A 19,326-nucleotide genomic window follows, 5' to 3' on the forward strand; every position below is an offset into this window, starting at 1 on the left:
GAACAAGGCAGCCGAAGCTGCCTTGTTCACGGTCACGATGGGCCTTATGCGACCTGCGACCTCTGCCGACGGCGCTGCAACAGCACGATCAGGCCGAACAGCAGGAAGCCGGGGATCCACATCAGTTCCTTGACCCAGCGGTCGGTCGGCGCCTTGACGCTGAGGATCTGCTGATCGAACTCCAGACCCGCCTCGGCGGCCGGGCTGCCGAACGCCACGCTGTCCACCAGCACCTTGTCGCCTTCCTCCATCAGGGTCAGGCCGAGCTTGCTCAGACGCTCCTCGCCCGTGGCGCCGTCGGGGATCGGCAACAGCAGGGTGAAGGTGCGCGGATCGCCCAGGGCGTCCTCGCCACGCACGCGCAGGCGCAGCTGGCTGTCCTCGCTCACCTCACCGAGCGCCTGCGCCAGCTGCGCGGGCGGCACTTCCTGGTAGGGGTCGTGCAGCATGTCCATCCAGAACCCCGGACGGAACAGGGTGAAGGCCACCAGCAGCAGCAGGATGTTCTCGTACCAGCGGCTGCGCACCAGGAAGAAGCCCTGGGTACCCGCGGCGAAGATCAGCATGGCGATGGTCGCCACGATGAAGATCAGCACGCCGTGCCAGAAGTCCACGTTGATCAGCAGCAGGTCGGTGTTGAAGATGAACAGGAACGGCAGCGCGGCGGTACGCAGGCTGTAGTAGAAGGCCATAATCCCGGTCTTGATCGGGTCGCCCTTGGACACCGCCGCGGCGGCGAACGAGGCCAGCCCCACCGGCGGGGTGACGTCGGCCATGATGCCGAAGTAGAAGACGAACAGGTGCACCGCGATCAGCGGCACGATCAGGCCGTTCTGCTGACCCAGCGCCACCACCACCGGTGCCAGCAGGCTGGACACCACGATGTAGTTGGCGGTGGTCGGCAGGCCCATGCCGAGGATCAGGCTGAGGAAGGCGGTGAGCAGCAGCATCAGCAGCAGGTTGCCCATCGACAGCAGCTCGACCAGATCGGCCAGCACCAGGCCGACGCCGGTCTGCGACACCGCGCCGACGATGATGCCGGCCGCCGCGGTGGCGATACCGATGCCGATCATGTTGCGCGCACCGGCGATCAGGCCCTCGCGCAGATCGATCACGCCGTCCTTGAAGCTGCCGTGGTCATGGCTGCCGTCGGTGCGCAGCCAGCTCAGCAGCGGACGCTGGGTGAGCAGGATGAACACCAGCATCACGCTGCCCCAGAAGGCCGACAGCCCGGGCGACAGACGCTCGACCATCAGGCACCAGACCAGCACCACTACCGGCAGCAGGAAATGCAGGCCGGAGAGCAGCACCGGACGCGTCTGTGGCAGCTGGTCCAGCGGCGCGTTGGGGTCTTCCGGCGGCAGCGGCGGGTTGCTCGCGGCGATCTTCAGCAGGCCGACGTACACCGCCGCCAGCAGTGCGCCGATGACCCACATGGCGGCGTCGCCAAGGGCCGGCTTGAGCCAGCCGAGGCCGTAGTAGACGCCAAGCGACAGGCCGCTGATCAGCGCCGCGCCGAAGGCGAAGCCGGTCAGGCGGCGCAGCCAGGGCTTGGGCTGATGACCGCCAATAGGCTTGAGGCCGAGCTTCATCGACTCCAGGTGGACGATGTAGATCAGCGCGATATAGGAAATCAGCGCCGGCAGGAAGGCGTGCTTGATCACCTCGATGTAGGGGATGCCGACGTACTCGACCATGAGGAAGGCGGCGGCGCCCATCACCGGCGGCATGATCTGGCCGTTGACCGAGGAGGCCACCTCCACCGCGCCGGCCTTCTCCGACGAGAAGCCGGTGCGCTTCATCATCGGGATGGTGAAGGTGCCGGTGGTCACGGTGTTGGCGATCGACGAGCCGGAGATCAGCCCGGTCATGCCCGAGGCCACCACGGCGGCCTTGGCCGGGCCGCCGCGCAGGTGGCCGAGCAGGCTGAAGGCCAGCTGGATGAAATAGTGCCCGGCGCCGGCCCGCTCGAGCAGGGCGCCAAACAATACGAAGAGGAAGACGAAGCTGGTGGACACGCCGAGGGCGATGCCGAACACCCCTTCGGTGGTGATCCACTGGTGATTGGCCAGCGCATTCAGGCTCACCCCACGGTGCGCCAGCATGCCGGGCATCCAGGGGCCGGCCAGGCTGTAGACGAGAAACACCAGGGCGATCACTGCCAGAGCCGGGCCGAGCGCGCGGCGGGTGGCTTCCAGCAGCAGTGGGATGCCGATGCAGGCGGTGACCAGATCGGTGGTGGTCAGGCTGCCCGGGCGCATCGCCAGTTGCTGGTACATCACGAACAGGTAGGCCGAGCAGGCGGCGGCGATCAGGCCGAGGGCGATATCCAGCAGCGGCACGCGATCGCGCGGCGACTTCCTGAATGCCGGGTAGGCGAGGAAGGCCAGCAGCAGGGCGAAGGTCAGGTGGATGGCGCGGGTCTGGGTGTCGTTGAACACGCCGAAGCCGAACACGAAGGGCAGCGGCGAGGCGATCCACAGCTGGAACAGCGACCAGAGCAAGGCCAGGCCGGCGATCACCTGGGCCATGGCGCCGACGGGCGTGCGCGCGCCAACGTCCTGGGCGATCAGTTCCTCGGTGGAAAGTTGCTTGTCAGGCATGGATTGAAACCTGCATTGGAGAAATCAGCGAACAGCAAAGCCCGCGGCCTTGCGGCGCGCGGGCTGCTCAACTCAAGCGTAGTGCAAGGCGGCCGCGGCAGCGCCGCGGCCCTGCGGCTTACAGCCAGCCGCGCTCCTTGTAGTAGCGCTCGGCGCCTTCATGCAGGGGCGCAGTCAGGCCGACCTTGATCATTTCCTCTTCCTTCAGGTTGGCGAAGGCCGGGTGCAGACGCTTGAAGCGCTCGATGTTGTCGAACACCGACTTGACCAGCTGGTAGACCACTTCCGGGTCGGCCTTGGCCGAGGTGGAGAGCACGGCCTTGCCGCCGATCGACGGGGTCGGCTGGTCGTTGCCCTTGTACAGGCCACCGGGGATGTCGGCCTTGGTGTAGTAGCTCTTCTCGGCCAGCAGCTTGTCGATCTCGGCGCCGGTCACCGGTACCAGAACGGCGTCGGTGGTGGTGGTGGCTTCCTGGATCGCGCCATTGGGATGACCGACGAAGTAGGTCATGGCGTCGATGTTGTTGTCGCCCAGGGCGCTGGCCTGCTCGGCCGGCTTGAGCTCGGCGGCGAGGGCGAAGGCGGAACGGTCCCAGCCCTTGACGGCCATGATCTCTTCCAGGGTGTCGCGCTGACCCGAGCCCGGGTTGCCGACGTTGACGCGCTTGCCTTTGAGATCGTCGAAGCTGGCGATCTTGGCGTCACGACGGGCGAGGATGGTGAACACCTCGCTCTGCAGCGAGAACACCGCGCGGATGTCGCTCATCGCGCCTTCGGCCTCGAACGGAGCCGCGCCGTTGAGCGCCTTGTACTGGTGGTCCGACTGCATGATGCCGAAGTTGAACTCACCGCTGCGAATGCCGTTGACGTTGGCCACGCCGCCGCCGCTGGCAGGCGCGTTGCACTTGATGCCGTGTTCGGCCGAGCCGCGGTTGAGGAAGCGGCAGATGGACTGGCCGGCCACGTAGTAGACGCCGGTCTGGCCGCCGGTGCCAATGGTGACGAATTTGTCTTCGGCCTGTGCCATGCCACCGAGGGTAGTACCCGCGAGCGCGGCAGACAGAACCCATGCCAAGGATTTGCCTTTCATGGGATATCTCCTTTTTCTGTTGTTTTAGAGCGAGCGCGCCTTGTGAGCGACGTCCGGGTGGGAAGTCTAACCGCTCGCGCCGAATATGCGAGCACTGATGACCAAGCGGTCGTAACGCCTTGTGTGGAAGCCAGCGCTATCGCCGGCCCGTGCCATTGGGCAGAATCGGCGCATGCCCGCCCTCCATGACACCGCGCAGGCCTCGGTCAGCGCCAGCCTGACCCAGGCCATCCTGCATGCCGCCGGGCGCCTCGGCCTCGAACGCCAGGCGCTGCTGAGCGCCTGCGGCCTGGGCGAAAGCCAGTTGGCCGACCCCGATGCGCGCGTGCCCTTTACCGCTCAGGAGGCGCTGTGGTGCGCGCTCAGCGCACGCCTGCAGCATCCCGAGCCCGGTCTGCTGCTGGGCTGCAACCTGACACCGGGCCCGTTCAGCGTGCTCAACTACCTGCTGCAGAGCAGCGCCACCCTCGGCGATGCCCTGAATGCGGCGCAGCGCTATCAGCGCCTGGTCGGCGAAGGCGGCGAGCTGCGCGTCGAGCAACAGGACGACCGACTGACGCTGCTCTACAGCCCGCTGCACCCGCAGCACCCGGCCACGCGCATGCGGGTGCTGGCGATGATGGCCTGCTGGGTGCGGATGATGGCTCCGCTGCTAGACGACTTTCATCTGCTCGGCGTGCAGTTCCGCCACGCCGCACCGAGCGATCTCGCGCCGTACCGGAGCGTGTTCGCCTGCCCGCTACGCTTTGCCGCGGCCGACTACGCCATCGCCCTGCCCCGCGCCCTTGGCGACGCTCCGCTGATCCCGGCCAACCCGCCCCTGCAGCAGTTGCTGCGCCAGCATGCCGAAGCCCTGCTGGCCCGCCTGCCCAGCGCCAGCCTGAGTGCTCGGGTGATCGGCCTGCTCGGCGAACAGCTGGCCCATGGCGAGCCGGACCGCGCGCAGCTGGCCCGTGCCCTGCACCTGAGCGAACGCACCCTGCAAAGGCGTCTGGCCGAGGAGGGTTGCAGCTATCAGCAGCTGCTCGCCGACACCCGCCGCCAACTGGCCGAACGCTACCTGCGCGAGGGCCGCCTGCCGGCGGCGGAGATCGCCCTGCTGCTCGGCTATTCCGAACCCAGCGTGTTCTTTCGCGCCTTTCGCCAGTGGACCGGCCTGACCCCCGGCGAGTACCGCGCCCAACAAGCGAGTGATGCCTAACCATGACCCCTTTCGCCGATACACCCGAGCCGCCCTACTACGCGGTGATCTTCACCTCGACCCTCGGCGATGACAGCGAAGGCTACGCCGCCATGGCCAGCCGCATGGTCGAACTGGCGGCCGAGCAGCCGGGCTTTCTCGGCGCCGAATCGGCGCGCGAGGGGCTGGGTATCACGGTCTCCTACTGGCGCGACCTGGACGCCATCGCCGCCTGGAAGGCCAACGCCGAGCACCGCGAGGCCCAGCGCCTGGGCCGGGCGCGCTGGTACAGCGGGTTTCGCCTGCGCATCGCGCGGGTCGAACGCGACTACGGTCTGGACTGACACCGGTCAATATCCCTGCGCGGCATGCCCACTAGCATTGATGGCCAATAGCCACGCAGTGACGTTCCTCATGCCTCGCACCCACCTGCTGCTCAGCCTGCCGGATCCCGAGTCGTCTCAACGGGTCACTCAGTTGCTGCGTCTCCAGGCGCCGCGCTGCCGCATCGTCGACACCCTGGACGACTGCAGCCAGCGCGCCCTGTGCCACTGGCTGCAACCCTTGCCCGCCGACCGCCTGGGGCACGTGCAGGCCAGCCTGGACGAAGCCGTGCACGTGCTCGAACGCAGCCGCCACGCCTTCAAATCCGCCCAGCTGGCCGAGCTGCGCAAGCGCCTGAGCCTGCTGCTGGAAGAGTTGTCCGCCCCCGACAATTGCGGTAAAAGCTAGCCGCAGTAGGTTCCGCCACACGCGGAGACCGGCTTTGCCGGGCAGGACACAGGGCCTGCAAGACAGAGCGCCGCAGCTCGCCATCCACTCGGGATGGCGCGCCGCGGCGCTTTTTTTTGCGCCGAAGAAAAGCATGAGGCTGACATGGGCAACGAAGAAGAATTCCAAGAGCTGCTCCAACACATCGCACCGGACCCGCACGAGCTGAGCCAGCGCCAGCGCTTTCTCGACTGGAGCCAGATCGACAACGAACGCCTGGCCCGCCATGCCCCGCGCCTGGAACGCGCCAACCGGCAGTTCATCGACGCCCTCTACGAGCGTCTCGCCCAGTATCCCGCCCCGGCTGCCATCCTCGACGACCCGGCAACCACCGCACGCCTCAAGCACAGCCAGTGCGACTATTACCGGCGCCTGTGGCACAGCCCGCTGGACCAGGCCTACGTGCTCGAGCGCCTGCGCATTGGCTGGGTGCACCAGCATGTCGGCGTCGACCTGAAGTGGTACCTCGGCGCGTACCGCATGTACCTGGACGGGATGCTCGAGGCCCTGCTCGAACCATCGCCGGCGAGCGACTGCTTTGCCAGCCTGATCAAGAAGGTGTTCTTCGACATCGGCCTGGCCCTGGACAGCTACGGCGCGGCGCAGCGCAAAGCGCTGCAGGACAGCGAGGCGCGCTATGCGCGAGCCATGCGCGGGGCCAACGACGGCCTCTGGGAATGGCAGCTGGAGCAGGACCAGCTGTACCTCTCCGAGCGCTGGACCAGCATGCTCGGCCTTGACCGCGACAGCCTGGCGCCGACCAGCCGCAGCTGGTTCAGCCGCGTGCACGGCGACGACCTGCCCGGCCTGCGCCAGGCCATCGACAACCACCTGCGCGGCCTCAGCCCGACCCTGCACCACGAGTACCGCATTCGCCGCCGCGACGGCAGCTACCTGTGGGTGCTGGTGCGCGGCGTGGCGGAAACCTGCAGCGGCGGGGTGCGGCGCATCGCCGGCTCGCAGAGCGACATCAGCCAGCGCCGCGCCGCCCAGGAGCAGCTGCATCACGCCGCCCGCCACGATCCGCTCACCGGGCTGGCCAACCGCGCGCGTCTGGGCGAACTGCTGCAGCAGGCGCTGCAGCGCCAGCAGCGCCCCGGAGCCCGCGAAGCCGCGCTGCTGTTCATCGACCTCGATCGTTTCAAGCTGATCAACGACAGCCTCGGCCACCAGATCGGTGACAGCGTGCTGGTGGAGGTCGCCGAACGTCTCAGCCACTGCCTGCGTCCCGGCGACCATCTGGCCCGTTTCGGCGGCGACGAGTTCGTCGCCCTGCTCGACGACCTCGCCTGCATGGGCGACGCCGAGCGCGTGGCCCAGCGCATGCTCGACAGCCTGCACCCGCCCCTGCGCCTGCAGGAACAGACGCTCGCGGTCACCGCCAGCATCGGCATCGCCGCCCTGCAGGAGCGCGGCCATCCGCTCGACCCGCTGCAGGCCGCCGATCTGGCGCTGTATCGCGCCAAGAGCGCCGGCAAGGCGCAGTTCGCCCGCTACAGCAGCGAGCTGCAGCAACAGGCACAGCGCCAGCTGGAGCTGCAGAACGCGCTGGCCCAGGCCTGCAGCTGCGGCGAACTGCGTCTGGTGTATCAACCGATCTGCCGCCTTGACCAGGGCCAGCCGGTGCTGATGGGGGTCGAGGCGCTGCTGCGCTGGCAACACGACGGGCGCGAGATTTCGCCGCTGGAGTTCATCCCCTGCCTGGAGGAATCCGGGGAAATCCTTGCCGTCGGTGACTGGGTGCTGCGTCAGGCCTGCACCCAGGTGCGCGCCTGGCAGCTGGCCGGCCAGACGCAGCTGCGCTGCTCGGTCAATCTGTCCAGTCGCCAGCTGCAGCAGGGCGATTTCGCCGCACGGGTCGCCGACGTGCTGCGGGAAACCGGCCTGCCCGCGGCCAGCCTGGTGCTGGAGATCACCGAGAGCCAGCTGATGCAGGACAGCGCGCAGAACCTCGCCTGCCTGCGCGAGCTGGCCAGCCTCGGCGTGCAGCTGGCGCTGGACGACTTCGGCACGGGCTACTCCTCGCTCGGCTATCTCAAGCGCTTTCCGCTGCACATTATCAAGGTGGACAAGAGCTTCATCGCCGGCACGCCGCAGGACGCCGAGTCGCTGGCCATCAGCCGGGCGATCATCGGCCTCGGCCACAGCCTGGGCCTGACGGTGGTGGCCGAAGGCGTCGAGCAGCAGGCGCAGATCGACTTCCTCGGCCGCGAAGGCTGCCTTTACGCCCAGGGCTACTGGTTCAGTCGGCCACGCTCGCCCGACGATCTGCAACGCCTGTTCAGCGGCGAGGACTGCTTCGACGGGCTCTGGTGCCGCTTGGACGCGTTGCCGCAGGCGGTGCGCTAACGCATGGCATCCCCCAGCGGGGCCGGATCAGCGACATGTGAACATCCAGATCTCCAGTGCGGTCGATAAGCAGAACCATCCAACGCAACCGCCAGGCTTGCGCAGGTACCACCGAGGCCAGCGCGCACAGCCATCACAGTGCCTCTGCGCGCATCAGCCGCATCGATTATGACTATGCCCGTGCGCCGCGTGCTCAGCCTCGACCCGAGGGGTTAGAGTAGCCGGCCACGCAACGAGGAGACTCCCCATGAGCCGACTGGCCTCCATCAAGCTCTCCACCCTCGACCTGGCGCCGATTCGCGACGACGGCGACGCCGCGCAGGCCCTGCACAATTCGCTGGCGCTGGCCCGGCATGTGGAAAGCCTCGGCTTCGAACGCTTCTGGGTGGCCGAGCACCACAACATGGATGGCATCGCCAGCTCGGCCACCGCCGTGCTGATCGGCTACCTGGCCGCCGGCACCTCGAGCATCCGCCTCGGCGCCGGCGGGGTAATGCTGCCCAACCACGCACCGCTGGTGATCGCCGAGCAGTTCGGCACCCTGGCCACGCTCTACCCCGGGCGCATCGACCTCGGCCTGGGCCGCGCGCCCGGCGCCGACCAGTACACCGCTCATGCCCTGCGCCGCAGCCGCGACGGCAGCGCCGAGGATTTCCCCAATGACGTCGAGGAGCTGCAGGCCTACTTGGGCCCGCGCCAGGAAGGCCAGCGGGTGATCGCCATGCCCGGTGCCGGCAGCAACGTGCCGATCTGGCTGCTCGGCTCCAGCCTGTTCAGCGCTCAGCTGGCCGGGATCAAAGGGCTGCCCTACGCCTTCGCCTCACACTTCGCACCGCGCTACCTGCACGAGGCGATCCGCATCTACCGCAACCACTTCAAGCCTTCCGCGGTACTGGACAAGCCTTACGTGATGCTCGGCGTGCCGCTGCTGGCGGCCGACAGCGACGAGCAGGCGCACTACCTTGCCACCTCGTCGTTCCAGCGCATCCTCGCGCTGGTGCGCGGCCACAGCCTGGTGCAACGGGCGCCGGTGGCGAGCATGGAGGGTCTGTGGCTGCCGCACGAGCGCCAGGCCGTCAGCGAGTTTCTCGGCCTGGCCGCCATCGGCGGACCGCAGACCGTGCGCGCGCGTCTGGAACAGCTGCTGGAGCAGACCGAGGCGGACGAGCTGATCTTCACCTGCGACATGTACGACTTCGCCGACCGCCTGCACGCCTTCGACATCCTTGCCGAGCTGCAACGCGGCTGAGGTCGAACTTGCGCGCGCCAGCGCCCTCTCAATGCACAGGGCCGTCAGATCGGCGGCCTGGTTGATAACGGGAGAGCGAAATGAAAAAGACAGCATCGGCCCGCTGGCAAGGCGGCATCAAGGACGGCCAGGGCAGCATCTCCAGCCAGAGCGGCGTGCTCAACGACACCCCCTACGGTTTCAACACCCGCTTCACCGATCAGCCCGGCACCAACCCCGAGGAACTGATCGGCGCGGCCCATGCCGCCTGCTTCTCCATGGCCCTGTCCAAGGAGCTGGGTGATGCCGGGATGACCGCCGAGCGCATCGACACCAAGGCCGAAGTGACCCTGGACAAGGTGGATGGCGGTTTCGAAATCAGCGCCGTGCACCTGTCGCTGCGCGCGAAGATTCCTGGCGCCGAGCGCGCCGCCTTCGAAAAGGCGGTGGAAACCGCCAAGACCGGCTGCCCGGTATCCAAGGTGCTGAACGCCAAGATCACCCTGGAAGCGGTGCTGGACAGCTAAGACGCCGTATCGAGCGCGCCCTAGATTGCCGTGCCGCAGCGCATCACCTTGGCCCGCGCCAGCACGTTGCGCTGATCGTCGTAGAGCCAGCCCTGGGCGCTCATCGCCAGGGAGCGGGCCTCCACGCGGTAACGCTGGCCGGCCTGAAACTGGTCGTAACGCAGCCGCAGCTCGCAGGTCAGCTGCAGCGGTTCGCTGTTGATGCCCATGCCGCCGCCACGGTGGGCCTCGAACTGCAGGCGCACCAGCAATTCGCGGGCACCCGGGGCAACCTGAAAGTAGCGGCCGTCGGGCCAGCGCTTGCGGTCCACACGGTCGGCCATCAACAGCTCGCCGGCCGGCGCGTACAGATCGATCCAGGCCTGCCGCGGATCGGGTTGCGGCAGGGGCGAGGCGCAGGCGCCGAGCAGCAGCAAGGCGGCAAGAAGCAGGGCACGCATGGCGATCTCCAGGCGGTGACGTGAGTCTCTAGACTACCTCTATCCGGGGCTGGAGGCAGCCGCGGCGATCAGGTAGCGTGGCGCCATGCTCAGCTCCCTGCCCTCCTCTCTCCTACACCGTCTGGCGCTCGTCCTGCTCGGCCTGGCCTCAAGCGGCTGCTCGACGCTGGATTACTATGCCCATCTCGGCCAGGGCCAGTGGCAGCTGCTCAGGGCGCGGCAGCCGGTCGAACGCCTGATCGCCGACCCCGCCACCGATCCGCAACTGGCCAGGCGCCTGGCCCTGGCCGGGCAGGCCCGCGAGTTCGCCAGCGCCAGCCTGCATCTGCCGAACAACCGCAGCTATCGCCTGTACGCCGATATCGGCCGGCCGTTCGTGGTGTGGAACGTCTTCGCCACCCCGGAGTTTTCCCTCGAGCCCGAGCTGCACTGCTTTCCCATCGCCGGCTGCGTCGCCTACCGCGGCTATTACCAGCAGGGCCGTGCCCGTGGCGCCGCCGCGCTGCTGCGCCAGCGCGGGCTGGATACCCACATCGGCGGCGTGGAGGCCTATTCCACCCTGGGCTGGTTCGACGACCCGCTGCTCAACACCATGCTGCGCTGGAGCGACGAGCGCCTGGTGGCGGTGATCATCCACGAGCTGGCGCACCAGCAGTACTACCTGCCGGGCGATACCGCCTTCAACGAATCCTTCGCCACCTTCGTCGAGCGCGAGGGGCTGCGTCAGTGGCACGCCGCACGCGGCGAAACGGCTACCGCCAGTGATGACCGCCAGCGCCAGCAGTTCGTCGAGCTGGTGCTGGCCAGCCGCGAGCGCCTGAGCCGGCTCTATGCCAGCGACCTGCCGCCGCGCGAGATGCGCGCGGCCAAGCAGGCCGAGTTCGAGCGCCTGCGCCAGGATTATCGCGCCCTGCGCCAGCGCGAATGGGGCGGCCAGGGCCGCTATGACGCCTGGATCGAAAGCCCGCTGAACAATGCCAAACTGCTGCCCTTCGGCCTCTACGACCAGTGGGTGCCAGCCTTCGCCACCCTGTTCGCGCGCAGCGGGCAGGACTGGCCGCGCTTCTACGAGGCCGTCGCCGCCCTGGGTCGGCTGCCGGAGGCAGATCGTCGGGCCGCATTGGCCAGCCTCATGCAAAACGACTAGAACTGCTTGGCCAATTGCCAGTCCTACCTATTCAGGTTTCGCCCAACACCGGAGGTACAAGCGATGCAACGACTGATTCCCACCCTGGCCCTGATGCTCCTCGCCGGCGGTGCGCTGGCCGCACCCAAACCCTGCGAAGAGCTCAAGGATGAAATCGAAGTGAAGATCCAGGCCAACAACGTGCGCAGCTACACACTGGAAATCGTGCCCAACGACGAAGTACAGGACCAGAGCATGGTGGTCGGCAGCTGCGATGGCGGCAGCAAGAAGATCATCTACCAACGCAACGGCTAATACGCCACTTCCCTGTAGGAGCGGGCCTGTTCGCGAAGCTTTCGCCTGGCGACATACGCGAGCACGGCTCGCTCCTACAGCCCCTAGCGGATGAATGCCCGGTGCATCTCTTCCAGCGTCTCGAAATGAAAGGCCGGCGCCTCGCCGAGTAGCTCCTCGCGGCTACCGAAGCCATAGCCAACCGCCACCGCCTGCAAGCCGTTCTGGCGAGCCCCGATCAGGTCGTGCTTGCGATCGCCGATCATCAATGCCGATTCCGGCGCCAGCCGCTCGCACTCCAGCAGATGCGCCAGCAGCTCCACCTTGTTGGTGCGGGTGCCGTCCAGCTCGCTGCCGTAGATGCGCTTGAAGTAGCGGTCGAAACCGAAATGCCGGGCGATTTCCTCGGCGAACACCGTCGGTTTGCTGGTGGCGATGTACAGGGTGCGCCCCTGCGCCACCAACCCCTGCAGCAGGGCATCGACCCCATCGAACAGGCGGTTCTCGTACAACCCGGTGACCTTGAAGCGCTCGCGGTAATGGTTCACCGCCTGCCAGCCGGTGGCTTCGTCCAGCGCGTAAGTAGCCATGAAGCACTGCAACAGGGGCGGGCCGATGAAGTGTTCCAGCGCCGTCAGATCCGGCTCGTCGATGCCCAGCTTGGCCAGCGCGTACTGCACCGAGCGGGTGATGCCCTCGCGCGGATCGGTGAGGGTGCCGTCGAGATCGAAGAGGATGGACGCGTGATGCATGACAAAGCCTGTTAGCCAGCGGAACGACGGGGAAGGATACGCCCCTTCACGCCATCCTTCACCCTCGCACGGCCTGCGTCTGATAGCCCCAACGCAAACCGAGGCGGCTGAACGGCCAGAGCAGCGCCAGTTGCAGCGCCCCAATTGCCAGCAGCAGGAAGATCTCGCCGACGCCGCCGACCAGCACCAGCGCCACCAGGACAATTGCGCCGAGCAGCGCACTGGCTATCCACAGCGCCAGCGTGATCAGCACCGCCAGCGCCAGGCGACCGCCTCTGAAACCGCGCACCTGCTGCGGCAACGCCGAGCGTGCGGCGAAGAACGCCACCAGTGCGACGACCACTGCCTGCGCCAGGTTGATCGCTCCTTCCCAGCCCTCCAGCGCATAGCCAGCGCCCATCCCGCTCCACAAGCGCGTGGCCAGCCCCGCCAGTTGCAGGTACGCCACCGCCAGGGCCAGGGCGAAACAGCAGGCCAGCTTCACCGCCGAAACCTGTATTGCGCCGTCGGCCACCTCGGCCTTGTCGCGCAACAGATGCAAAAGCAGCCAGAGCGGCAGCAACACCTGCAGGCAGAAGCCCAGCAAACCGAACAGCCACATGCCCAGATTAACCAGCCAGTACCTGTCGTAGAAACCCACCTGATCGTAGATCCATATGTAGAGGAGGCCGGACACATGACCGATCGCCCAGCCCAACAGCAGGTAGGTCAGGCCATAGCTGGCCAGCAAGCCAGCCGGCTGGCGATAGCCCTCCAGACCATGACGCTCCAGATAGGCCTGCGCCAGCCAATAGGCACCCAGCCCGGCCATCAGCAGATGGGTGACCCAGTAGACCGCCGCATAGCGCAACCAGGCACCGGAGTCGTTCAGGCCAACGTTGACCAACCCGCCGATCAGCGAAACCAGAACACCGATCAGGCCCGCCGCCAGAACCACGCCAGCCAATTGCAAAGGCAGGGCAGACGGTTGGCGCAAGGCAGCGCTAGGCGCGGGTTGTTCGGGGGCGAATGGGTTGGGCTGGGTCATGGGAAATCCTTGTCGTGGGCGATGTCCTGCGCAAGGGGCGAGCTTAACCATCGCAGGGGCCGGTTAGAAGCGACTCGGTCCGATCCCGAGCTATCCGTCAAATGGAAGGCGAGTTGGCCAGCGCACCGAAGAAGGCGGCTTGCGCAAAATCCTCACGATCGTGCGGATTGCCGCCGCGTGAGATGGCCCAGGAGCAGAAATCCTCAGGCTCGTGAGGATTCTCAGGCCAGGCTTCGAAACATCACATAACAATCCACCAACCCATGGCGGGCATGGCGGTAGGCCTTGGGCAGGGTGCCGACGATCTCGAAGCCGTGCTTCTGCCATAGCGCCACGGCGACCGTGTTGGTGGCCACCACGCTGTTGAACTGCATGGCGCTGAAGCCCAGCTCGCGCGCCACCTGCAGCGAATGGGCGCAGAGCCGGCTGGCGATGCCGCGGCCACGGGCGGCCGGGGCGGTCATATAGCCGCAGTTGCAGACGTGATCGCCGGGGCCGGCGGCGTTGGCCTTGATGTAGTAGGTGCCGAGAATCTGCCCAGCCTCTGCGGCAACGAAGGTGGCGCGCGGCAGTTCGACCCAGATCTTCCAGGCCGCGTCGCGATCCATGTCGGGGTCGAAGGCGTAGGTTTCCTGCGCCTGCACCACGTCACGGATGATCGTCCAGACCTGATCGAAATCGGCGGAGGTGATGGGGCGGATATCGATCAACCGTCATACCCCTCGACCAGGTGCAGATCCTTCAGCCGCACGTAGTTGGCCGCGCTGTAGGCGAAGTAGCTGCGCTCCTGCTCGGTCAGCGCGCGTGCCTGCTTCACCGGGCTGCCGACGTACAGGTAGCCGCTTTCCAGGCGCTTGCCCGGCGGCACCAGGGAGCCGGCGCCGATCACCACCTCGTCCTCGACCACCGCGCCATCCATGACGATGCTGCCCATGCCGACCAGGATGCGGTTGCCCAGGGTGCAGCCATGCAGGGTGACGTTATGGCCGATGGTGACCTCGTCGCCGATGATCAACGGATAGCCGGCCGGGTTGAACGGCCCGGCGTGGGTGATGTGCAGCACGCTGCCGTCCTGCACGCTGCTGCGCGCGCCGATGCGGATGCTGTGCATGTCCCCGCGCACCACCGCCATCGGCCACACCGAGCTGTCGGCGCCGATTTCCACGTCGCCCAGCACCACCGCGCTGGCGTCGACAAAGACTCGTTCACCGAGCTGCGGGGTGTATTGCTGGAAACTGCGAATCGCCACGATAGAAATCTCCAAGGCTGCGGGAAGGCTTGATTCTAATTAAGATGAGCCCCATGTCGGTTGTCATCTCCCCGGGAATTATTCAGCAACGCCCCGGGGTCACAATCCTATCTTCATTCGCCACAGGTGCCTCGTCGTGACCGCGAACAATCCCCTGCTGCAAGACTTCGACCTGCCGCCCTACTCGCAGATCAAACCGGAGCACGTCGAGCCCGCCGTCGACCAGATTCTGGCCGACAGCCGCGCCGCCATCGCCAAGCTGCTCGAGGCGCAGCAGGCCAACCCGAGCTGGGACGGTCTGGTGCTGGCGCTGGACGAACTGGGCGCACGCCTGGGCCGCGCCTGGAGTCCGGTGAGCCATCTCAACTCGGTGTGCAACAGCCCCGAGCTGCGCGCCGCCTACGAGGCCTGCCTGCCCAAGCTGTCCGAGTACTGGACCGAAATGGGCCAGAACAAGCCGCTGTTCCAGGCCTACGAGGCGCTGGCGCAGAGCCCGGCGGCCGCCGATTTCGACGTGGCGCAGAAGACCATCCTCGAACACGCCCTGCGTGATTTCCGCCTGTCCGGTATCGACCTGCCAGCCGAGCAGCAGAAGCGCTACGGCGAGATCCAGATGCGCCTGTCCGAGCTGACCAGCAAGTTCTCCAACCAGCTGCTCGACGCCACCCAGGCCTGGACCAAGCACATCACCGACGAAGCCGTGCTGAGCGGCCTGACCGACTCGGCCAAGGCGCAGATGAAGCAGGCCGCCGAGGCCAAGGGCCTGGACGGCTGGCTGATCACCCTGGAATTCCCCAGCTACTACGCGGTGATGACCTACGCCGACGACCGCGCCCTGCGCGAAGAGGTCTACGCCGCCTACTGCACCCGCGCCTCCGACCAGGGGCCGAACGCCGGGCTGAACGACAACGGCCCGCTGATGGCCGAGATTCTCGACCTGCGCCAGGAACTGGCGCGCCTGCTCGGCTTCGCCAACTACAGCGAACTGAGCCTGGCCAGCAAGATGGCCGAATCCACCGACCAGGTGCTGAGCTTCCTGCGCGACCTGGCGGTGCGCAGCAAACCCTTCGCCGAGCAGGACCTGGCCGAACTGAAAGCCTTCGCCGCCGAGCAGGGTCTGAATGACCTGCAAAGCTGGGACGTCGGCTACTACAGCGAGAAGCTGCGCCAGCAGCGCTACAGCATCTCCCAGGAAGAGGTGCGCGCCTGGTTCCCGGTGGACAAGGTGCTCAGCGGCCTGTTCGCCATCGTGCAGAAGCTCTACGGCATCGAGATTCGCGAGCTGAAAGGCTTCGACACCTGGCATCCGGACGTGCGCCTGTTCGAGATCACCGAGAACGGCCAGCACGTCGGGCGCTTCTTCTTCGACCTCTACGCCCGCGCCAACAAGCGCGGCGGCGCCTGGATGGACGGCGCCCGCGACAAGCGCCGCGACGCCCAGGGCAAGCTGATCGCCCCGGTGGCCAACCTGGTGTGCAACTTCACCCCGCCGGTCGGCGGCAAGCCGGCGCTGCTGACCCACGACGAGGTCACCACCCTGTTCCACGAATTCGGCCATGGCCTGCATCACCTGCTGACCCGCGTCGAGCACGCCGGCGCCTCGGGCATCAACGGCGTGGCCTGGGATGCAGTCGAGCTGCCGAGTCAGTTCATGGAGAACTGGTGCTGGGAGCCCGAAGGCCTGGCGCTGATCTCCGGCCACCATGAAACCGGCGAGGCGCTGCCGCAGGCCGTGCTGGACAAGATGCTGGCGGCGAAGAACTTCCAGTCCGGGCTGATGATGGTGCGTCAGCTGGAGTTCTCCCTGTTCGACTTCGAGCTGCACGCCAGCCACGGCGACGGCCGCAGCGTGCTGGACGTGCTCGAAGGCGTGCGCAATGAGGTCTCGGTACTGCGCCCGCCGGCCTACAACCGTTTCGCCAACGGCTTTGCGCACATCTTCGCCGGCGGCTATGCGGCCGGTTACTACAGCTACAAGTGGGCCGAAGTACTCAGCGCCGATGCCTTCTCCAAGTTCGAGGAAGAAGGCGTGTTCAACGCCGATACCGGCCGCGCCTTCCGCGAAGCGATCCTCGCCCGTGGCGGCTCGCAGGAGCCCATGGTGTTGTTCGTCGACTTCCGCGGTCGCGAGCCGAGCATCGACGCCCTGCTGCGCCACCTCGGCCTGAGCCAGGAGGCCGCATGAGCGATGCACCTGTGAACAGCACCCCGAAACGCTTCATCGCCGGCGCCGTGTGCCCGGCGTGCAGCGAGACCGACAGCATCAAGATGTGGAACGTCGACGGCGTGCCGCACCGCGAATGCGTCAAGTGCGGCTACGCCGACACCCTCGACGCACGCGGTAATTCGGTGCCCAAGGAGCTGCCGACCCGGGTTAACGTCAGCGGCCTCAAGCCCAAGGCGGCCGATCCCAATGTGCAGGCGGTGCAGTTCTTCCCCAATCCCAAATTGAAGAAACCCAGTGAGTAACGATGTAGGGGAATGCTTGGCACGCTGCCCCGGATTGCATCCGGGCTACACAACGGCCGCTCGGTAGTTCCGTAGGGTGGGTTAGCGGCGCAGAACGCCGATTTCGCAAGCGCCGATATAAGGTGGCGCGCTCGGATGGCCGCCCCACGTAACCCACCAGGCGATGGACGTTGCGCCGATGGTGGGTTACGCCGCAGCAGCCGCAGCGTTTTTCCCCCCCCCCCCGCGACAAGCGGCTAATCCACCCTACGACTCGTGGCGATTGATGCAGGCGAGTTGCACCCACCTCGACCTTACTCGCGGAAAAACTCCCCAGGCGTTGCGCCGAACTGGCGGCGAAAGGCGGCGATAAAGGCCGATAACGAGTCGTAACCGCAGGCCAGCGCCACGTCGGTGACGCGCTCACCCTGCTCCAGCGGGGTCAGCGCATCGAGCAGGCGCTGGCGCTGGCGCCAGGCGCGGAAACTCAGGCCGGTTTCGCGCAGGAACAGCCGGCTCAGGGTCTTTTCCGAAACACCCAGGCGCTCGCCCCATTCGCCCAGGCCGAGCTGGCGCAGGCGCGCATCCTCCAGGCCCTGGCACACCGCGCGCAGCCGCGCGTCCTGCGGCAGCGGCAGCATCAGCGCCACTGCCGGCGCGGCCTGCAGCTCATCCAGCAACACCGCGGCCAGCCGGCCCGGCGCACCCTGTTCGTCGTATTCGATCGGCAGATCGCTGAAGCGGCGAATCAGCTCGCGCAGCAGCGGGCTGACCGCCAGCACCCGGCACTCCTCCGGCCCCCAGGGCACTGCACTGCCATCGATGTACAGGCTGCGCATCTCGGTGCGCGGCGAGCTGAACACGCGGTGCTCGACGCCAGCCGGTACCCACACCGCGCGCTGCGGCGGGGCGACGAAGCGGGCGCCGGCGGTCTGCACCTCGAGCACCCCGGCGATGGCATAGGAGAGCTGCACCCAAGGGTGGGTGTGGCGAAAGGTCAGCGCACGGTTGGTCAGCGACTCGACCCGGCCGTAGAGCGGTCGGGGCAGGCTGGGCAGCTCGGGCAGGCTGCGATGGACGGTATCCGGATGTCTGTTTGGCGACACTAGCTGACTCTTTGGCGTTAGTCGGAAGCTCTCGATGACGATAGTGTGGCGCCCTCCTGTATCGCAAGCCCGAGATTCGCCATGTTCCTGCGCCGCCTGCTGCCCGATGCCTTCACCCTGACCCTGCTCGCCGTGGTGCTGATCGCCACCCTGTTGCCCGCCAGTGGCCAGGTGGCGGTGGCCTTCGAGTGGATCACCAACCTGGCCATCGCTCTGCTGTTCTTCCTGCATGGCGCCAAGCTGTCGCGCGTGGCCATCCTGGCCGGCGCCGGGCATTGGCGCCTGCACCTGCTGGTGTTCACCTGCACCTTCGTACTCTTCCCCGTGCTCGGCCTGCTGCTCAAGCCGCTGCTGGCCCCGCTGATCGGCACCGAGCTGTATCTGGGCATGCTCTACCTGTGCGCCCTGCCGGCCACCGTGCAGTCGGCCATCGCCTTCACCTCGCTGGCGCGCGGCAACATCCCGGCGGCGATCTGCAGCGCGGCGGCCTCCAGCCTGCTCGGTATCTTCGTCACGCCACTGCTGGTGGCGCTGCTGATGGGCGTCGAGGGCGCCAACGGGTCGACCCTCGATGCCATCGGCAAGATCAGCCTGCAGCTGCTGCTGCCGTTCGTGCTCGGCCAGATCGCCCAGCGCTGGATCGGCGGTTGGGTCAACAAGAACAAGAGCTGGCTGAAGTACGTGGACCAGAGTTCGATCCTGCTGGTGGTCTACACCGCCTTCAGCGCCGCGGTGATCGGCGGCCTGTGGCAGGAAGTGCCACTGGTCACCCTGCTGGCTCTGGTGCTGGCCTGCTGCGTGCTGCTGGCCCTGGCGCTGCTGCTCACCCATCTGCTGGGCAAGTGGCTGGGCTTCAACCTGGAGGATCGCATCACCATCGTGTTCTGCGGCTCGAAGAAGAGCCTGGCCACCGGCGTGCCCATGGCCCAGGTGCTGTTCGCCGGCGGCAGCATCGGCCTGCTGATCCTGCCGCTGATGCTGTTCCACCAGATCCAGCTGATGGTCTGTGCGGTACTGGCTCAGCGCTATGCACGCCGCCCGGAGCAGGAAGCCGTCGACGGCCAGACCGCTTCCCGAGTTTGAGACGGCGCCCGGCCGGTCGAACGGCCGGGCACAAACCGACGACTGAACCAGGC

Annotated in this window: 19 protein-coding genes; 11 read left to right on the forward strand and 8 right to left on the reverse strand. The window is 67.0% G+C overall.

The features are described 5' to 3' along the window. Positions 1–44: 44 nt before the first annotated feature. Together L1F06_RS24075 and L1F06_RS24080 are read right to left on the reverse strand one after the other, a co-directional pair. The gene (locus L1F06_RS24075; RefSeq protein ID WP_129483775.1) at positions 45–2,603 is read right to left on the reverse strand and encodes a TRAP transporter permease; all 2,559 of its coding nucleotides are present in this window, start codon (positions 2,601–2,603) and stop codon (positions 45–47) included. 118 nt (positions 2,604–2,721) lie between these two features. Beyond that, complete coding sequence (locus tag L1F06_RS24080; RefSeq protein WP_003241105.1) at positions 2,722–3,693, reverse strand: TAXI family TRAP transporter solute-binding subunit; 972 nt, start codon at positions 3,691–3,693, stop codon at positions 2,722–2,724. Positions 3,694–3,865: 172 nt separating this feature from the next. On the opposite strand from L1F06_RS24080, the gene L1F06_RS24085 reads away from it, so the two are divergent. The 6 genes from L1F06_RS24085 (at position 3,866) to L1F06_RS24110 (ending at position 9,748) form a co-directional block, all read left to right on the forward strand. Next, positions 3,866–4,894 carry an AraC family transcriptional regulator gene (locus L1F06_RS24085; RefSeq protein WP_129483776.1) on the forward strand — a complete coding sequence of 343 codons (1,029 nt, stop codon included), beginning with the start codon at positions 3,866–3,868 and terminating at the stop codon, positions 4,892–4,894. 2 nt (positions 4,895–4,896) lie between these two features. Next, positions 4,897–5,217: an antibiotic biosynthesis monooxygenase family protein gene (locus L1F06_RS24090; RefSeq protein WP_012020196.1), complete on the forward strand. Its 321-nt coding sequence runs from the start codon at positions 4,897–4,899 to the stop codon at positions 5,215–5,217. Positions 5,218–5,287: 70 nt separating this feature from the next. Next, the gene (locus tag L1F06_RS24095) at positions 5,288–5,605 is read left to right on the forward strand and encodes a hypothetical protein (protein ID WP_096825200.1); all 318 of its coding nucleotides are present in this window, start codon (positions 5,288–5,290) and stop codon (positions 5,603–5,605) included. A 144-nt stretch (positions 5,606–5,749) separates the two neighbouring features. Beyond that, positions 5,750–7,993, forward strand: a complete 2,244-nt coding sequence (locus tag L1F06_RS24100) for a putative bifunctional diguanylate cyclase/phosphodiesterase (RefSeq protein ID WP_129483777.1) — start codon at positions 5,750–5,752, stop codon at positions 7,991–7,993. A gap of 247 nt (positions 7,994–8,240) precedes the next feature. Continuing rightward, a complete protein-coding gene (locus L1F06_RS24105; RefSeq protein ID WP_129483778.1) occupies positions 8,241–9,242 on the forward strand; it encodes an LLM class flavin-dependent oxidoreductase in 1,002 nt (333 codons plus the stop codon). A gap of 80 nt (positions 9,243–9,322) precedes the next feature. Further along, entirely contained in the window at positions 9,323–9,748 is a 426-nt protein-coding gene (locus tag L1F06_RS24110; protein ID WP_096825197.1) for an OsmC family protein, read from the forward strand. A 20-nt stretch (positions 9,749–9,768) separates the two neighbouring features. On the opposite strand, the gene L1F06_RS24115 is transcribed toward L1F06_RS24110, so the two are convergent. Further along, the gene (locus L1F06_RS24115) at positions 9,769–10,188 is read right to left on the reverse strand and encodes a PA0061/PA0062 family lipoprotein (protein ID WP_129483779.1); all 420 of its coding nucleotides are present in this window, start codon (positions 10,186–10,188) and stop codon (positions 9,769–9,771) included. Between the two features lie 85 nt (positions 10,189–10,273). On the opposite strand from L1F06_RS24115, the gene L1F06_RS24120 reads away from it, so the two are divergent. Both L1F06_RS24120 and L1F06_RS24125 read left to right on the forward strand, forming a co-directional pair. Then, entirely contained in the window at positions 10,274–11,335 is a 1,062-nt protein-coding gene (locus tag L1F06_RS24120; protein WP_129483780.1) for an aminopeptidase, read from the forward strand. Between the two features lie 63 nt (positions 11,336–11,398). Continuing rightward, positions 11,399–11,629, forward strand: coding sequence for a DUF1161 domain-containing protein (locus L1F06_RS24125; protein WP_012020203.1), 231 nt, complete (start codon positions 11,399–11,401; stop codon positions 11,627–11,629). Positions 11,630–11,712: 83 nt separating this feature from the next. On the opposite strand, the gene L1F06_RS24130 is transcribed toward L1F06_RS24125, so the two are convergent. The 4 genes from L1F06_RS24130 to L1F06_RS24145 all read right to left on the reverse strand — a co-directional run bounded on the left by L1F06_RS24130 (position 11,713) and on the right by L1F06_RS24145 (position 14,636). Then, positions 11,713–12,360, reverse strand: coding sequence for an HAD family hydrolase (locus tag L1F06_RS24130; RefSeq protein ID WP_003241119.1), 648 nt, complete (start codon positions 12,358–12,360; stop codon positions 11,713–11,715). 58 nt (positions 12,361–12,418) lie between these two features. Then, positions 12,419–13,387 carry a hypothetical protein gene (locus tag L1F06_RS24135; RefSeq protein ID WP_129483781.1) on the reverse strand — a complete coding sequence of 323 codons (969 nt, stop codon included), beginning with the start codon at positions 13,385–13,387 and terminating at the stop codon, positions 12,419–12,421. A 221-nt stretch (positions 13,388–13,608) separates the two neighbouring features. Beyond that, complete coding sequence (locus tag L1F06_RS24140; protein WP_129483782.1) at positions 13,609–14,097, reverse strand: GNAT family N-acetyltransferase; 489 nt, start codon at positions 14,095–14,097, stop codon at positions 13,609–13,611. Next, on the reverse strand, positions 14,094–14,636 hold the full coding sequence (locus L1F06_RS24145; protein WP_003241125.1) for a gamma carbonic anhydrase family protein: 543 nt from the start codon (positions 14,634–14,636) through the stop codon (positions 14,094–14,096). The genes L1F06_RS24140 and L1F06_RS24145 overlap by 4 nt, the downstream gene beginning before the upstream one ends. Positions 14,637–14,772: 136 nt before the next feature. Here L1F06_RS24145 and prlC point away from each other — a divergent pair, with 136 nt between their 5' ends. Then, positions 14,773–16,821, forward strand: a complete 2,049-nt coding sequence (prlC, locus tag L1F06_RS24150) for an oligopeptidase A (protein WP_129483783.1) — start codon at positions 14,773–14,775, stop codon at positions 16,819–16,821. Continuing rightward, the gene (locus tag L1F06_RS24155; RefSeq protein ID WP_003241128.1) at positions 16,818–17,105 is read left to right on the forward strand and encodes a YheV family putative zinc ribbon protein; all 288 of its coding nucleotides are present in this window, start codon (positions 16,818–16,820) and stop codon (positions 17,103–17,105) included. Before prlC ends, L1F06_RS24155 begins: the two co-directional genes overlap by 4 nt. Positions 17,106–17,398: 293 nt before the next feature. Here the strand turns inward: L1F06_RS24155 and L1F06_RS24160 are convergent, their stop codons facing one another. Then, the gene (locus L1F06_RS24160; RefSeq protein WP_129483784.1) at positions 17,399–18,190 is read right to left on the reverse strand and encodes an AraC family transcriptional regulator; all 792 of its coding nucleotides are present in this window, start codon (positions 18,188–18,190) and stop codon (positions 17,399–17,401) included. A gap of 81 nt (positions 18,191–18,271) precedes the next feature. Here L1F06_RS24160 and L1F06_RS24165 point away from each other — a divergent pair, with 81 nt between their 5' ends. Continuing rightward, a complete protein-coding gene (locus tag L1F06_RS24165) occupies positions 18,272–19,273 on the forward strand; it encodes a bile acid:sodium symporter family protein (protein ID WP_003241132.1) in 1,002 nt (333 codons plus the stop codon). Positions 19,274–19,326: the final 53 nt, after the last annotated feature.

It is taken from the genome of Pseudomonas hydrolytica (genome assembly GCF_021495345.1).
GTDB classification, from domain to species: domain Bacteria; phylum Pseudomonadota; class Gammaproteobacteria; order Pseudomonadales; family Pseudomonadaceae; genus Aquipseudomonas; species Aquipseudomonas hydrolytica.

Excerpts from the sequence above, each read along its gene's own strand:
- L1F06_RS24075 (WP_129483775.1), bottom strand. The coding sequence starts at position 2,603 with ATGCCTGACAAGCAACTTTCCACCGAGGAACTGATCGCCCAGGACGTT.
- L1F06_RS24080 (WP_003241105.1), bottom strand. The coding sequence starts at position 3,693 with ATGAAAGGCAAATCCTTGGCATGGGTTCTGTCTGCCGCGCTCGCGGGT.
- L1F06_RS24085 (WP_129483776.1), top strand. The coding sequence starts at position 3,866 with ATGCCCGCCCTCCATGACACCGCGCAGGCCTCGGTCAGCGCCAGCCTG.
- L1F06_RS24090 (WP_012020196.1), top strand. The coding sequence starts at position 4,897 with ATGACCCCTTTCGCCGATACACCCGAGCCGCCCTACTACGCGGTGATC.
- L1F06_RS24095 (WP_096825200.1), top strand. The coding sequence starts at position 5,288 with ATGCCTCGCACCCACCTGCTGCTCAGCCTGCCGGATCCCGAGTCGTCT.
- L1F06_RS24100 (WP_129483777.1), top strand. The coding sequence starts at position 5,750 with ATGGGCAACGAAGAAGAATTCCAAGAGCTGCTCCAACACATCGCACCG.
- L1F06_RS24105 (WP_129483778.1), top strand. The coding sequence starts at position 8,241 with ATGAGCCGACTGGCCTCCATCAAGCTCTCCACCCTCGACCTGGCGCCG.
- L1F06_RS24110 (WP_096825197.1), top strand. The coding sequence starts at position 9,323 with ATGAAAAAGACAGCATCGGCCCGCTGGCAAGGCGGCATCAAGGACGGC.
- L1F06_RS24115 (WP_129483779.1), bottom strand. The coding sequence starts at position 10,188 with ATGCGTGCCCTGCTTCTTGCCGCCTTGCTGCTGCTCGGCGCCTGCGCC.
- L1F06_RS24120 (WP_129483780.1), top strand. The coding sequence starts at position 10,274 with ATGCTCAGCTCCCTGCCCTCCTCTCTCCTACACCGTCTGGCGCTCGTC.
- L1F06_RS24125 (WP_012020203.1), top strand. The coding sequence starts at position 11,399 with ATGCAACGACTGATTCCCACCCTGGCCCTGATGCTCCTCGCCGGCGGT.
- L1F06_RS24130 (WP_003241119.1), bottom strand. The coding sequence starts at position 12,360 with ATGCATCACGCGTCCATCCTCTTCGATCTCGACGGCACCCTCACCGAT.
- L1F06_RS24135 (WP_129483781.1), bottom strand. The coding sequence starts at position 13,387 with ATGACCCAGCCCAACCCATTCGCCCCCGAACAACCCGCGCCTAGCGCT.
- L1F06_RS24155 (WP_003241128.1), top strand. The coding sequence starts at position 16,818 with ATGAGCGATGCACCTGTGAACAGCACCCCGAAACGCTTCATCGCCGGC.
- L1F06_RS24165 (WP_003241132.1), top strand. The coding sequence starts at position 18,272 with ATGTTCCTGCGCCGCCTGCTGCCCGATGCCTTCACCCTGACCCTGCTC.